Source organism: Klebsiella sp. JN_Kp126 (assembly GCF_033843325.1).
Classification (GTDB): domain Bacteria; phylum Pseudomonadota; class Gammaproteobacteria; order Enterobacterales; family Enterobacteriaceae; genus Klebsiella; species Klebsiella michiganensis.
In genome coordinates, this window is the sequence record NZ_JAWXQV010000096.1 from 81902 (window position 1) to 97344 (window position 15443).

8 protein-coding genes are annotated in these 15443 nt (G+C 55.9%); 2 read left to right on the plus strand and 6 right to left on the minus strand.

Going from position 1 to position 15443, the window contains the following annotated elements:
• Positions 1–10: 10 nt before the first annotated feature.
• A complete protein-coding gene (hspQ, locus tag SIK97_RS27485; RefSeq protein ID WP_009651933.1) occupies positions 11–328 on the plus strand; it encodes a heat shock protein HspQ in 318 nt (105 codons plus the stop codon).
• 458 nt (positions 329–786) lie between these two features.
• Positions 787–1488 carry a helix-turn-helix domain-containing protein gene (locus SIK97_RS27490; RefSeq protein ID WP_032749730.1) on the plus strand — a complete coding sequence of 234 codons (702 nt, stop codon included), beginning with the start codon at positions 787–789 and terminating at the stop codon, positions 1486–1488.
• Between the two features lie 13 nt (positions 1489–1501).
• On the opposite strand, the gene SIK97_RS27495 is transcribed toward SIK97_RS27490, so the two are convergent.
• The 6 genes from SIK97_RS27495 to SIK97_RS27520 form a co-directional block, all read right to left on the minus strand.
• Positions 1502–2440: a peptidase gene (locus SIK97_RS27495; RefSeq protein ID WP_057173570.1), complete on the minus strand. Its 939-nt coding sequence runs from the start codon at positions 2438–2440 to the stop codon at positions 1502–1504.
• Positions 2441–2482: 42 nt separating this feature from the next.
• Positions 2483–5626 carry a glycosyltransferase gene (locus SIK97_RS27500; protein WP_057173572.1) on the minus strand — a complete coding sequence of 1048 codons (3144 nt, stop codon included), beginning with the start codon at positions 5624–5626 and terminating at the stop codon, positions 2483–2485.
• Positions 5627–5823: 197 nt separating this feature from the next.
• Positions 5824–7029 carry an HlyD family efflux transporter periplasmic adaptor subunit gene (locus SIK97_RS27505; RefSeq protein ID WP_004849542.1) on the minus strand — a complete coding sequence of 402 codons (1206 nt, stop codon included), beginning with the start codon at positions 7027–7029 and terminating at the stop codon, positions 5824–5826.
• The gene (locus SIK97_RS27510) at positions 7026–9173 is read right to left on the minus strand and encodes a type I secretion system permease/ATPase (protein ID WP_046877472.1); all 2148 of its coding nucleotides are present in this window, start codon (positions 9171–9173) and stop codon (positions 7026–7028) included. Before SIK97_RS27510 ends, SIK97_RS27505 begins: the two co-directional genes overlap by 4 nt.
• A complete protein-coding gene (locus SIK97_RS27515) occupies positions 9170–10606 on the minus strand; it encodes a TolC family outer membrane protein (RefSeq protein ID WP_025106164.1) in 1437 nt (478 codons plus the stop codon). Before SIK97_RS27515 ends, SIK97_RS27510 begins: the two co-directional genes overlap by 4 nt.
• Positions 10607–10773: 167 nt before the next feature.
• On the minus strand, positions 10774–15443 hold a 4670-nt coding region (locus tag SIK97_RS27520; protein WP_319610976.1), incomplete at its 5' end, for a type I secretion C-terminal target domain-containing protein.

The following is a 15443-nucleotide window of genomic DNA, read 5'->3' on the forward strand; positions in this document are numbered from 1 at the left end:
GGAGGTGCTTATGATAGCCAGCAAATTCGGTATCGGCCAACAAGTTCGCCACACGCTTTTGGGCTACCTGGGCGTGATCGTCGATGTCGATCCCGAGTACTCGCTCACGGAGCCGGAAGAGGATGAAATCGCCGCTAACGACGAACTGCGCCTTGCGCCCTGGTATCATGTGGTGATGGAAGACGATGATGGCCAGCCGATTCACACTTATCTCGCAGAAGCGCAGCTGAGCAGCGAGCCCAGCGACGAACATCCTGAACAGCCGTCGCTGGACGAACTGGCCAGAACCATTCGCCAGCAGCTGCAGGCGCCTCGATTGCGCAACTAGTCATTTGTGGGTTTTACGCCTGGATTCCGCCAGGTTTAAAACCCCGCTGGCTATTTTCATCTCCTCCTTGCCGCCACGTATGCGGCAAATAGGATAAAAAATAAACGCCGCGCTTTTTTATTTAATAAACACATATACCTATCTGACTCACTCCGCTTATCGCCGCGTTAAAAAATCAAAAACGAAGCGAGAAATTCCTCACGCGCAATAACATGACTTTTTGCGCAAAAAGACCAGCCGCAAAAAAATATCTACCTGGCTTAAAAAAACAATAAAAAAAATCAATTTATATTGACTAATATGAATTACAGGTTTTAGATTACAAATCGTAATTTATAGCAGGAAAATAATCCTGGCAATGTTCGATAAGTTGCCAACAGAAAGCATATTATTGATTATTAGACGCGTACAATATCCATTCAATAATATTTTCAACTCATTGTTTTAAAAGGGTAACAATGAAGAGGAATAATCACTCGCTGCTCCGCGATGAAATTTTAAGCAAAGTCGTGAAGCCCACCGATCATATTGAAAAATTGATTGAGATAATCGCTAAAGAGCATACGCCCTGCACCATTAGCAAAAAACGCAACATCAGCCTGACGCGGAATGGTGAAAGACAGTGCCTCATTTTATTCGACGGGAGCGTGGCGTTAAACCGCATAAGCGATGGGATGATCCTTAATGCTGAAAGCGCACCGTTTATTTTTGGCGCCAGCTGCCAGCTGGCATATACCCGCCATCTGTATGTTAAAACGAAAGAAACATCGCGCTTGCTTTTGATTCCACAACGTTTTTTTCATGAGCAGGTCGTCAAATATCATCTCTGGCAATCGCTGGCGATGCTGCAGGATTATAGTTCGGCCAAAGTCTATGCCCATTGCATGACGATATCACAACTCTCCGCATACGAAATTATACGTACCCATCTGCTCGAACTTATTGATGAACCAAATGCAATTAAGAATAACATCACCGCTGTGAATTATATTATGGACCACTCTTTTTTGTCCCGCAGCGGCATCATGCGGGTATTATCGAAGCTGAAGAGTGACGGCTATATCCATTTATCGCGCGGCATCCTGACGGATATTATTGATCTGCCGGAAAAGATGAACAGGCTTTATTCAAAATCCGGGCCCGCGCAGCCAGCAGAATGAGTATGCATACCGCTTATTTTTTATTCTGCGCCGTCGCGGCTAACGCCTGGCAAATCAGGCGACTGAACCGCCCGTCGCGCTGCTGCTGTTCACTCCAGCGGATATTGGGCAGCTTCATTTCACCAGAAATGCGCCGGCTGCTGAGCGCAAGCTGCTGAAAAAAAGGCGCCAGCATCGCGCCGCCGGGCACCGTCCGGGTTTGAAACACCGGGCTGCCGTCGACATAGCGATACGCCAGCGCGTTATCCGGCACTAGCGTGGCGGCAAACGCCTGCTGCGCATAGCTGGCCCAAAAGGTGGCCGCGCTATAGCCGCGAGAAACGTTGCTCTCGCAGGTAACCTCCCCGGGTGAAGGCACGACTCTTTCCTGCGCGGGTCTGAAGGCATTTTCCATCCAGCGCGCCATACCTTCCAGGTACCATTTCTGTTTAAAAACCGCGTAACCATACTGGTATAAATGGAATAATTCATGGGCTGGCGTAACGTTGCGCGCGGGTTGCAGCCCGGCGTTGAGGACAATTTTTAAGCCGCAGGGCAGCGCCGTTCCATCGCTCATCGTTTCTGCCGCCACGCGATCGAAGGCCAGGCCATGACCTTTAGGTAGCGCCAGCAGATAGAGGTTAATCTGTCGGGCCTGGGCATAAATTTTCTGCCGTAGCGGCGAGCGCAGGCCCAGCAGCGAGGTGTAGAGATATTGCGCCGCCTGTAGCTGACGACCAATATCTTTTATGACGTCCGGCACGCCATCGCCGGTACTATCCTGCGGATATCGCAGGGCATCTTTGCCCTGCAGGCTGTAGTAAATGTGAAAGTCATCCACCACGTGCGTTTTTTCCAGGCGGTGCTCATGAAGCAGGGAGCCGGGAACGCAGCGCGAAACCTGCACGATATCGCTGGCCAACAGCGGCGAACTGCAGCAGGACGCCAGCAGCAGCGTGATGACTCGCCTCATCGCCACGCCTGAGGGCTGCGGGAATAAAAAAGGCGCTGACGGTTAGCCAACGTTAACCGCCCGAGGACGCTTTTTTTCCAGCCCGTTTCCGCGCTCCGCGCCGGCATCCAGCTGACGCTCGCTTGTCTGCAGCCATACCGCCCAGCGTCCGGCGATAGCGCTGCCGTAGTAGCGCTGGGCGTTGCGCAGCGCGGCCTGCTGCATACTTTGCTGCAGCGACTTGTCGGAGATAACGGCGATCAGCGCCGCCGCCAGGGCCTCCTCATCGCCGCAGGGCACCAGAATCCCCGCCTCCCTGTCCTGCAGGATGTCGCGCGGACCGTACTTAATGGCAAAGCTAATCAGCGGCGTACCGTAGGCCATCGCCTCCACGGCGGAGAGAGACTGCCCCTCCTGAGTCGAACAAAGTACCGTGCAGCAGGCCGTTTTATGCGCCTGCGCGATGTCGGAGGTGAAGCCGTTGATATGGATCGCCTTCTCCAGCCCCCACTCCGCCACCCGCGCGCTTAAGCTGCGCCGCAGCGGCCCGACCCCGTAGGTGTGCAGCTGCGCATCGGGGATCGCCGTCAGCACTTTACGAAAGGCGTTCAGCAGCAAAGCATGCTGCTTCTCTTCTGAGTAGCGCGCCAGATAAATGACCGTCTGCGACGGCGCTTTCTGCGGGTTCGTCGGAATATTGCCGTTATCGAGATGATTGGGGATCACCGCCATCCGCGCGGCCGGGAAGCCCTCCAGCTGCAGGTCCTGCCACTGCTCATCGGTGAGGACAATCAGCCGATCGACAAGCTCCGGCTGTTCGAGGATATGCCGGTAGGAGCTTTTCAGCGCGCCGTTAGACAGCTGATGATGGGAGTGAATAATCGCGCTAAGCGTACACGCCATACGCTGTGCGGGCCGCGAGCAGACGAAGCTTTTCCACGTTTTATTTTTATCGACGATAAAATGCCAGCGCCCTTTTTCCGCCAGCCGGGTTTCCAGCATCCACGCATAAAACGCCTCTTCCTGAGCAAAGCGTTTGACTTCACCGCCCGCCAGGGCAATTTCAAGATGGCTTAGCTGCACGTTGCCCTTTTTCTCGTCAAAGCTTTTGCGCAGCAGAATATTGCCGGCGCTATCAATATAGTCTTCGATGATTCTCCCCTGCGGACGCAGCAGGAAGTTGTGTTTACCCACCGCGACATCCGCGCCGGGATTGACGGCATGCCTGAGCTCGATATTGCCCACCAGCGGCGCCAGCGCAGCGATCGCGTTCATCTCAAAGCAATCGCTGAGCCACTCATAGAGGTTATAAACCGGCACCTCTTCGGGCAGCGCGCCGCGTGCTTTCAGAGCCCGCACCGCTCTGGACAATTCGGGATTCCACGTCGCGGTAACTATCCAGGGCACGGTGCGCAAATGTTCGGTAAAGAGCTTCGCCCGCCGCATGGCCGCCACCTCAATACCGTTGCCGACGTCGCGCAGCGTCTCCAGCAGAAAAACGGGGATCGCGTTATTCGACGGCGGCGCGTCGTCCTGCGGGAGCAGCGGCTTTTTTGCCGCTAAATGGTATTTCTGATAGGCGATAAAGCCGGAAAGGTAGTGCTCGACGTCATCGATACGCACGCGGTAGCTGTGGTGGCGAATAAAGAAGCTGTTGACGATCCGTGCGGGATTTTTAAAAAACATCGCCAGCTCAGGCCAGAAGAAGCCGTTCAGCAAATAGCGCGCCCGAACTTCCAGCGCCTGCCAGAACTTCTGCTGGTCAAAATCCGCCAGCAGATGGCGATGCTCGGGCGAGGCGTCCAGACGGGTCACCATCTCAGACGCCGCCATCATTAATTCCAGCAGCGTGGGATAGGTGGTGACGCGATGCAGCACAAAATCAAGATGATCGCGCACGTTGTTCAGGCCAAAGCGAAAGTACTTCTCTTCCGGGCGAAAGCGGGTTAACTCATTAACGCAGTAGCTCAGCCAGTGGTCATGGTGCTGCCAGTGCTTATTTTTAATGAAATAGGCGAAGGCTTTTTCCACCATCTCCAGCCACTGCGGCGCTTTGGTCAGGCCGTACAGGCGCATAAGGGCAAAAGCCGCTTCGCCATCGTAATAAATGATGCGGAATTTGGCTTTCAGCGACAGATCGTGGCTATTCAATACGTGAACAAACTGGCCGCTGAGCGGATCCTGCATAAAGGCAATGCCGGTCGCCAGCTGCGCCATCAGCGGCAGATATTGCCGGTCTCCGGTCGTTTCGGTGTATTTCACCAGCGCCAGGATACTTACCGCGTTACCGCCGAGCTTGATCTCATCGCCCACGTCGCAGAGAAACGCCGCCTCGCGGCCATCGTCCAGCGTCCGTACTTCAATCAGCGTGTTAACCAGGTACGCAATCGCGCGGTCTATCGCCTGACGAACCGACGGCTGACGGGTCGCTTCCCAGCCCTCAATCAGCGAATAGGTGGAGCTGGCGTGGCGCAGCGCGTTATAGGATCGAACCGGGCGGTCGAAACAGGGAAACCAGCCGTAATGGTAGAGGCCGTCTTGCTTTACCTGACGGGCCAGATAATCGGTGCCTTTTTTAATCACCTCGGCGAGGCACTCGTCCTGCCAGTTTTCCCCGATAACGCGATAGCCGGAACCTCGCCCGCTCTGCTCCATCACTTTTGTCCCAAAACGATCGCAGAAGATCCCCTGCGTTTTAAAGCGCCAGAGCGGCTGCTGCGGATCCTGCGGCCAGCTAAGCGTCTGTTTAAACCGCCGCCGGGCGTAGTTTTCCAGATTGACGCTATTCGGCGCCACGACGCCGTTATCGCCATCGTAGAGCAGCGCGTTGCCGGCAATTTCCTGCTCGAGCATTGCGCAATTAAACTGCGGGTCAAACGCGAGGCCAAAGCGAAAATAGTTACGCTTGGTGACCATGAATTTTTCATTGAGGGATTGCCAGCTGAGCTTTTCCACGCTGTCCACGACGTCAACCCGCAGCCACTGCGGTTCGCTGTCCTGTTTTTTACGCCACTCCTGCAGCGCCCTGGCCCCCGCCAGCCACGCGAGATCGAAGCTGGTACCGCGAGAAATATGCATATGCGCGCGTGATTGGCCATCGCTGACGCTAAAGAAGATTACCCATGCCGGATAGTCAGAGGGCAATACGGTGGATTTTAATTTTTTCGCCTGAAAGCAGGCTTGTTGCAGTAAATCACTTAGCGCCATCTTCCCCTCTCCGTTTATTCAAGAATGCGTTGAATGTTTAAAAATTATTATCAGAGACTGCATACAAACCCATTTTAGATATTGCGCCGATGACTCGGCCCGGCACACTCCCCGGAGGCGGCGCTCAACGCGTCTTGTCCGGGCTGGCGGACCGCAAACGGCGATGGCCCGTAGCCGATAAGAAGCTCGCCCGTTGATTAACGTTCCCTTAAGGCTTCTTTTGCCCGATTAAACGGTTTGACCAAATAATCCATGACCGTTTTTTCGCCGGTCTTAATATCAACGGTGGCAATCATTCCCGGGCCAATTAAAAAACGCTTGCCGCTTTTATTTTCCAGATAATCATAGTCAGTGCGAATAAACACCCGATAGTAGTAAACATCCGGTTTAGCTTCATCCTGAGTGGTATCCGGCGATATGGTTTCCACCACGCCGTTCAGCGCGCCATAGATGGCATAATCATAGGCGGTAATTTTCACCAGCGCCTGCTGGTCAGGATGAATAAAAGCGATATCACGAGGTGAAATCCGCGCTTCGATTAATAACCGGCCATCGACCGGAACAATTTCCATCAGCTCGCCGTTGGGCGCAATAACCCCACCAATCGTATTGACCTTAATATTTTTAACGATCCCCTGCACCGGCGAACGGACGGTTAAGCGCGTGACCGAATCGGCGCGCCCCTTTATCACTTCCGCCAGGCTGGCCACGTCGGCATTGGCTTTTGACAGCTGTTCACGCGCGTCAACAAAATAGCGGGTATTGAGATCGATCTTTTTAAAACTAATATCCGCGACCTGCTGGCGAAGACGCAGCACTTCGACATTGCTCGCCGCCCCGGTTTTCGCCAGCCTTTCGGTGATGGCCAGTTCGCTATTCACCAGTTTTAACGACTCATCCAGCTGGCGCGTCGATTTGCTCAGCTGCTCTTTGCGGCTATGGTAAAGACGCGTCTCCTCCGCCAGCAGCGCGGGCCAGGCTTTCAGGGAGTCGGGAAACGCCAGCGGCTGATTGTTCACCTCGGCGGTTAAGCGAATGCTCGCCGCCAGCGAGGCGCGATATTTCGCCTGGCTTTCGCCGACGTTAGATTCGCTGCGGGTGGGATCGAGGCGCGCCACAACCTGTCCGGCTTGTACCTTGCTGCCTTCCCGTACGTTCAGCTCGGTTAAAATACCGCCGTCGAGGGTTTGTATCACCTGCTCCCGCGAGCTGGGGATCACTTTTCCGGTACCGGTTGAAACTTCGTCCAGTACCGCGAACCATGCCCAGACGCCGCCCACCAGCAGCATAACGGCCAGCAGGAGAATCAGCCGCCGCGATTTAACAATTTTCGCCTCGTCTTCTTCGCTATCCGGCAGCAGCGCCACCGGGTCGTGATCGGCCATCAGGGGGATTTTATTCATATGTTCACCACCTGGCCGCGGGCTTTCTCTTGCTCAAAAACCGTTGCTTTGGGTTTATCCAGCGCCAGCTGCCCATCCTGGATAACCAGGATCCGATCGACGATATTAAGCACCGCCGCTTTATGCGTGGCGATGATCATCGTTCGATCGCCGGCCCACTGCGCCAGCTGTTCCACAAAGGCCTTTTCCGTTCGCTCGTCGAAAAACGAGGTCGGTTCATCGAGCAGGATAATGTTCGGATCGCGCAGCAGCGTCCTGGCCAGCAGCAGCGACTGCCGCTGGCCGCCTGAAAGCCCCAGCCCGCCTTCCATAATGACGTGTTCAAGACCGAGGGGCAGTTTGCGCACAAACTCCAGCGCGCCGCACAGGGTAAGCACCGAGAAGATTTCATCATCCGTCGCCGCCGGTCGCCCGAGGATCAGGTTCTCACGCAGGGTGCCGTGGAACAGCCGCGCCTCCTGGGTCAGCAAGGTGGCGTTACGGCGAATATCCGCGAGGTCGATCTGCGGCAGGCTTAAATCATCCAGCCGCAGCTCGCCCGAAACCAGCTCGACGTTGCCCATCATCGCCTGCAGCAGGGTCGATTTACCGGCGCCGATTCGCCCAAGGATGGCGATTCTCTCGCCGGCTTTAATGGATAACTGGTTGATACGCAGCGGGATCGCGGCATCGTTAAGGCCGTAGCGGAATTCCGCCTGCCGGAACTCGTAGTTGCCGTGCAGCACGGCGCGGTGAACCCGGGTTTCGTCCTGCCCCCCTTCGACCGGCAGCGCCATCAGATTATCGAGGCTGGCCTTCGCCGTTTTCACCTGCTGCCAGCGAGCGAGTACGCCGCACAGCGCGGTCATCGGCGCCACCATGCGGGTCGAGAGCATTGATGCCGCCACCATCGCCCCGGTGGTGATGTCGCCATTAATCACCAGCGGCGCGCCGACCACCACCACCGTGGCATAGAGCAGGTTTTGCACCGACATTCCCCAGCTGACCAGGCCGTGGGTGAGCCTGCGCGTTTTGACCCCCGACTCGGCGGTAATGGCAATATAGCTATTCCACTGATGCAAAAAGCGGCTTTCCGCCTGCATCATTTTGATGTCCTGCAACCCCTGAATGCTTTCCACCAGAATGGCGTTACGCAAGGTATTTTCATGCTGGTTTTTATTGGCCAGCGCCGCGAGCTTGCGCTGCAGCAGCAGGCCGGGCAGGATCATCAGAATCGTCGCCACCGGCGCAATCCAGCTTAGCCACGGCGAGACGATAAACAGCACCACCTGAAACAGCAAAAAGAACGGTAAATCCGCCACGATGGTCATCATCGTTGAGGTCATCATTTCGCGCACCTGCTCCAGCTCGCGGATTTGCGAAATAAAGCTCCCCGTCGAGCGCGGTACCGCGCTGTTTTTCAGGCGCAGCGCGTGGCCGAAGACCCGGTCAGAAACGCGAATATCCCCGCGTTTGCCGAGCAGATCCGTGACGTGCCCGCGCATAATTTTCAGCACAAAAGCAAATACTGCCGCCAGCAATACGCCGCTGAACAGGACATAAAGAGTGGGATAAGACTGCGCCGGGATCACCCGATCGTAAACCTGCATCGAAAACAGAATACCGCTCAGCGCAAGAACGTTTATGGCAAAAGACGCCAGCATCACGTGCAGATAGGGGCGAATATCTTTCAGCACAATTTTGCGCAGCCAGTCCGGCTGAAAGCGGGCCAGGTAGCTCTCGGTGCGAATATCCCTTTCCGGCGCTGACGGGCGAAACGCAATGGTCTTTTCAATTTCCGGCAGCAGGGTTTCCAGCGGGCAGTAGCTGAGCAGCGCGAGCTCCTTCACAAACCGCACCCCGACGGCGTTATTAACGTCAAAGCTTTCGAGCACGGCGACTTGCCCGTCGCGCAGCTGGACGACCAGCGGTAGCCGCCAGGCCGACATTTTCTCATCGCCCGGAGATAAAAACTGGCAGTTTAGCCCGGCGTGGCGCGCCAGGTGCCGGAGCGCCTCCGGCAGGGTTTTCTGCGTCGCCCACTCGGCGGCGGCATGCAGCGTGCCGGGAGAAAAGCTTTGTCGATAGTGGTTGGCAATAAAAGCAATCGCATTAGACCAATCGAGCAAATGCGGTATCCCGGCGCGTTCGTTTTGTGAGGTCATGGGCGGATCTCCACGCCCTGGATATTTTGTTTTTCCAGCGCGAACACCGAGCGCATCTTGCCGGTGCTGAACAGGCAGTCCAGCTCCAGCGAACGCAGTTGTGATTCCGTCAGGACCTGGCTAAATCTGGCCTGGTAAATTTCCTGATCGACGTTGAGCAGATCCAGCAGCGGCCGCGAGCCGAGCTGAAGATACTGATCCTGATACAGCGCCCGGGTTTGCTCACCCAGCTGCTGCTGACGTTTCTGAATCCCCAGCGACTGGGCAAGATTAACCGCTTCATCGCGAGAGGCGTTCAGCTTCTGGCTGGCGTCCAGCTGGGCGGTTTTGATCGCCGCATTCGCCGCCGCCAGACTTTGCTGGGCGGCGTCGCGGGAGGCGGTCATCGCACCGCCCTGATAGATGGGCATTTGCACTTTCACCCAGGCGGAGTATTGCGTTTTATTCAGTACCGCGCTGTTGGCGTAGTTATCGTTGAGGTAATGGGTGACTTCCGGCTCAAGGGAAATCGTCGGCAGCATTTGCGCGTTGGCGTTATCCAGCTGAGCCTGGGCCTGGCCGGCCTGGGCCAGCGCCGCTAATACCGCCGGAACAGAGCGGTAATCGATTTTGGATACCGCGCAGGCGGCGTCCATCCCCTGCGGAAGGTCATCCGTCACCGTGGCAATGCCGCCGATGCCGATATAGGTCGCGAGCGTGGCTTTCCAGCGCTGAAGGGCCGCCTGATATTGCAGGAGCGTAGATTGCGCGCCCTCCACACGGGTATCGGTCTGCACAACGTCCGATAATGATGACGCCCCCGCATCGTTGCGCTGGCGAATAAGATCGCCAATCTGTTTAAGCGAATTGACCTGCGCTTTAGCGATGTCGACCAGCTTTTGATAGCCCTGCACCTGCACTACCGCCGCGGCGGTGTCGTGAGCGACCTGGTCGATATTCAGCATGACGGTGGCCTGCTGCTGGGCCACGCCGGAGTCGGCGGCCCTGACCGAACTGGACACTTTGCCGAAGTCGTAAAGCATTTGCGATACCGAGACGACCAGCGATGGCGTATATCCGGCATCAGAATAAGTATTACTATAACCATTATTCATACCCGCACTAATTTGCGGGTAATATTTGGCTTTCGCCACGTCAACTTTCTGCGCCATTTCCTGGAGTTTGCTGACCTCCTGGGTAATCGCCGGATGCCAGTTGACCGCATTTTTTACCGCTTTTTTAATATCCAGCGGGCCGGATATTCGGGTCTGGCTATTAATAATCTCTTCATTGTACCCCGCGACCTGTTGGCTATCGGTTAAACGCTGGCTGCTAATATCATTCGGCATCAAGTATGAATTTTCCGCATGACCTGAAAACGGCGGATTCAAAGCAATAAAGAGAGCGGTATAGCCGCAGGTTATGACATTCCTTTTTTGTTTAAATAGACGCATCAAATTTACCCTTCAGAATTCACGCACTGAAAAAACGGATATAATAATTTCCGCATCATTATTTTTATTAAATAACGGTCTGCTATCTCCCGGATCGCTGCCCGATTCATTCCTCCGCAATAAATAATCTGGACGGCACTTCCGTGTGCCGTTCGCTATAACGCCGATTAGTTGGAGTTATTTGTATCAAGCAGCTCGTTGAGCGAATTGATATGCACCCCTTCCAGCGTAATTAAGGTTGTTGATTGATGGTCACCGGCCCCGCCGTCGCGGTCGATGGATACCACCGTGTTATTGCCAACGTAGCTCAGGGTCACATAGTTGCCCAAACTGCTGCTGTTCCCATCCCAGTCAACCAGCAGCGCCGACACATCGATATGATCCCCTTGCGCAACCGAGAAATCCTTCCAGGTATCGCTGCCGTTGCCGCCGGTATTGTCATCGGCCAGCAGGTTGTAAACCACCGTGTCGGCCCCGATACCCAGGGTGAAGGTATCGTCATAAGCGGTGCTGTGGATATCGTCGCCGTTCACGCTGCCGGTAATCTGCGGATGCAGATCGATGGTCAGCGTCGCCGCGGAAGAAACGCCATTGCTGTCGTTTACCGTGTAGGCGAAGACCTCCTTGTGCGTGATTGTCGACACATCCATCCCTGCCTTCAGACTGTAGGTATAAGAACCATTATTCGCCATCGTCAGGGTGCCATAGTCACCGTAAATTGTGACGCTGCTTCCGGTTACTGCGCTACCGTTGCTGGTGGTGATACTGCCATTACTGTTGAAGGTCCAGGATTCGGCACTGCCAGAGGAAGTATGTCTGGTGACGGTGTATGAGGCATACAGCACGCCATGGAAATCTTCCGTACCGCCCGAGTTGTTTCCGTTCTGGATATTCCCGCTGACGTTGGTTCCTGCCACCGTATAATGCGTTGCGGTATCGAACGTTGTACCGGTGATAGAAGCTCCAACCGTATAATTCGGCGCTGGCGTTAAGAAAGAATCCAGAGTGGCGGTGGCTTTCGAAGCCAGGACCATCTCGTAATTTCCTTCGCTCAATGCCACACCCGTTAGCGTTAGCGTATCCGTAGCGCTAGCTGTTGCGCCGATAATCGTGGTCAGATTTTCTGTCGGTACCCCCTGCCACACCAGAACCTTACTGCCGTCGCCGAGCACATGATAAATACTGACCGTGCTGTCAATCCTGACGGTATTGACCACCGAGCCACTTGCGGTGTAGTTCACATTCACCGAGAGGGTATCCATTTCGCGATCGGCCCCCACGCTAAAGTTAATCGACTTACTCGCTGATACTCCGCCCGTTGTCGACTTACCGCTTGTGTTCAGCCCCGCGGTGTCAATCGCCGGAACATTCACCGTTGCCAGCGCCGTTGCCACGTTCAGCGCAACGACATCATTCACCGCCAGCGAAGCCGGGCTGTCGATATCGATCGTCAGCGTCGTGCTCGCCGTGTGGCCCAGACTGTCGGTTATGGTGTAGGTAAAGACCTCCGATTGGCCGACGCTATTCACTCCGCCGTACGGCTGATAGGTATAGCTACCGTCGCTATGGATGGTCAGCGATCCCCAGGCACCGGCTATCGTCGTTCCGCTGCTGGTGACCGATACCGGATCGGCGTCGGTCACCGAGGTGGCGGTGACGCTCGTCACCTTAATATTTACCCCGGTGTCCGCCACATCGCCGTCGCCATCGCTTTGCAGGACGTTCCCCGTCAGGCTGTCGGTGTGATAGCCCTCAGAGTCGGTGACCGACACGTTGACAAAGGTGCCCAGGTTCAGGTCCAGCAGCGCGCCCAACAGACCGCCGGTATTCGGTGAAGAGACCACCGCCGTGTACGACCCTGAAGGTAACATTGAGGACCAGCCGCCGCCGCTATAGCCCAGGCTGAGACCCAGTCCATTAACATTAATGTTGACGGCGTTGGTCAGAACCTGCACCACTTCGCCGGTCGCCTTATCGACGATAGAGAGATCCGCCGTAAAGGACGATGCGCCACCCAGCAGGCTCAGCAACGTGCTCAGGGCCGCGCCCAGGCTCAGGCCGGTGGTCCCAGAGACAGCGAGCAGCACTTTTTCGTTTGCCCCCGCGGCGACGTCAAAGTCAAAACTATTGCCGTTGAGTAAGCCAACGTTGACGGAACCAAGTAACGAGACGCCGACAAGTTGGCCAACGATACCGTTTTCTCCGTTGAGGGTATCGAACGTCGCGGTCAGATCCGTTTCCTGAGCATCCGGATTGGCCTGCGCCGGTTCGATGTTGCCGCCGATATTAATCGTCAGGTTAGTCGTCGAGGTATTGCCCGCTTCATCGGTAATGGTATAGCTAAAGACATCCGATTGACCGATAGCGGCCCCGCCTTTGGTCAACTGGTAGCTATAGCTGCCATCAGAGTGAATCGTCAGTACCCCATAAGCCCCGGTGATATTGACGCCAGCGCTGGTCACGTTAACCGGGGTCGATCCGTCGACGGAGTCAGATACCGCGCTGGTGACCGAGATGCCCTGACCGCTATCCTGCATATCGCCGCTGGCTGTGGTATCCAGCACGTTACCTTCAATGGCGCCGACGCTGTAGCCAACGGAATCCGTCACGTCCACGTTGACGAAGCTTGCCACCTGGGCCGCCGCCAGCGCGTTGATCAACGATACCAGGGGGCCGTTACTTTCCGGCGCAGAGATAACCATGGTGTAGTCGCCCGCCGGCAGATTGGCGAAGGAGACCGTGCCGTTATAGGAGAGCCCGCCAAGCAGGCTCGCCGAGATAGAGACGCTGTTTTCCGCAATCGCCACGACTTCGCCGGTGGCCGTATTCACCACCGACAGATCGGCCGTCAGGGTATTTCCTGCTCCCAGCAGGTTGACGATAGTGGTCAGCAATCCGCTCGCCGTCAGCAGCGAGTTGCCGTTCACCGATACCGTCATATCCTCAACGGTTCCGGAACCCACGCTAAAGCGCAGATTATTGCCCGACAGCAGCGAGACATCGACGGTGCTGAGTAACGTCAGGCCAACCAGTTGACCGCTGGTACCGCTGACGTTGTTCAGGTTACCTTCCAGCGCGACAACGTCCGGGCTGTTGCTATCGGGGATGGCCTCGATATCGCTGTCGGAATCCGAGTCGCTGTCGGAATCCGAGTCGCTGTCCGAATCCGAGTCGCTGTCAGAGTCGGAGTCCGAATCGCTGTCGGAGTCCGAGTCGCTGTCAGAGTCCGAGTCGCTGTCTGAATCCGAGTCTCTGTCGGAGTCAGAGTCGCTGTCAGAGTCCGAATCGCTGTCGGAATCGGAATCACTATCAGAATCCGAGTCACTGTCAGAGTCCGAATCGCTGTCGGAATCCGAGTCGGAGTCGCTGTCTGAATCCGAATCGCTGTCAGAATCCGAATCACTGTCAGCGTCAGAATCGCTGTCCGAATCCGAGTCGCTGTCGGAGTCCGAATCGCTGTCAGAGTCGGAATCACTGTCGGAATCCGAATCGCTGTCGGAGTCGGAGTCGCTGTCAGAGTCTGAATCACTGTCGGAGTCGGAATCAGCATCGCTATCCGTATCATCGGCCAGGCCAATATTAATGGTCAGCGTCGTCGTTGCCGTATCGCCATCCGCATCCGTAATGGTGTAGGTAAAGACCTCCGTTTGACCGACAGAGTCAGCGTCTCCGGTCGCGTGATAGGTGTAAGAACCATCGGCATAGATCACCAGCGTACCGTAGGCGCCCTCAACGATCGTCCCCCCCGAGCTAACCGGTTCCGCCGTTGCCCCCGGAACCGAGGTCGCAATGATGCTGGTCACAGTAATATCCGTACCGGTATCGCCAACGTCCCCACCCGCGTCCGTCTGCAGTACGTTACCGCTGATAATCGCGGACTCGTATCCTACGGAGTCGGTTACCGCCACATCCACCGCGGTCGCTACGCTGAGATTCGCCAGGAAATTCACCAGCGTCGGCAGCAGCCCGGTATTCGTTGGCGACGAAATCACTACCGTATAGTTCCCCTCCGGCAGGTCGCTGAAGCTCGCGCTACCGCTGTAATCCAGGCTGACGCCTCCCGCCGTAATAGTCACCGCATTCGACGCCAGCGCAACCACTTCTCCGGTCACCGTATTCACCACCGCGAGATCGGCCTGGAAGGTATTCGTTCCACCCAGCAGCAGCAGTAGCGTATTAATCAGCGCCGCCGAGCTCAGCGTGGTGCCGCCGGAAATATCCAGTGCCACATCCTGAGTCGTTCCACTCGCGACAGTAAAGTCAAAGTTATTACCGCTAAGCAGCGAAACATCGACCACGCCAAGCAGGTTCACGCCTGTCAGCTGGGTAATCGTACCGTTTACCCCGTCGAGATTGTCATGGTTCTCAGAGATCAGCGCGGTATTGGTATCCGCATTGGCCTGCGGGATATCCGAGTCGCTGTCAGAGTCGGAGTCCGAATCGCTGTCAGAGTCGGAGTCCGAATCGCTGTCAGAGTCGGAGTCCGAGTCGCTGTCAGAGTCGGAGTCACTGTCAGAATCCGAATCACTGTCAGAGTCGGAGTCACTGTCGGAATCCGAATCACTGTCAGAGTCGGAATCACTGTCGCTGTCGGAATCCGAGTCACTGTCAGAATCCGAGTCGCTGTCAGAATCCGAGTCGCTGTCAGAGTCGGAGTCACTGTCAGAATCCGAATCACTGTCAGAGTCGGAGTCACTGTCGGAATCCGAATCACTGTCAGAGTCGGAATCACTGTCGCTGTCGGAATCCGAGTCACTGTCAGAATCCGAGTCGCTGTCAGAATCCGAGTCGCTGTCAGAGTCGGAGTCACTGTCAGAATCCGAATCACTGTCAGAGT

Excerpts from the sequence above, each read along its gene's own strand:
- hspQ (WP_009651933.1), top strand. The coding sequence starts at position 11 with ATGATAGCCAGCAAATTCGGTATCGGCCAACAAGTTCGCCACACGCTT.
- SIK97_RS27490 (WP_032749730.1), top strand. The coding sequence starts at position 787 with ATGAAGAGGAATAATCACTCGCTGCTCCGCGATGAAATTTTAAGCAAA.
- SIK97_RS27495 (WP_057173570.1), bottom strand. The coding sequence starts at position 2,440 with ATGAGGCGAGTCATCACGCTGCTGCTGGCGTCCTGCTGCAGTTCGCCG.
- SIK97_RS27500 (WP_057173572.1), bottom strand. The coding sequence starts at position 5,626 with ATGGCGCTAAGTGATTTACTGCAACAAGCCTGCTTTCAGGCGAAAAAA.
- SIK97_RS27505 (WP_004849542.1), bottom strand. The coding sequence starts at position 7,029 with ATGAATAAAATCCCCCTGATGGCCGATCACGACCCGGTGGCGCTGCTG.
- SIK97_RS27510 (WP_046877472.1), bottom strand. The coding sequence starts at position 9,173 with ATGACCTCACAAAACGAACGCGCCGGGATACCGCATTTGCTCGATTGG.
- SIK97_RS27515 (WP_025106164.1), bottom strand. The coding sequence starts at position 10,606 with ATGCGTCTATTTAAACAAAAAAGGAATGTCATAACCTGCGGCTATACC.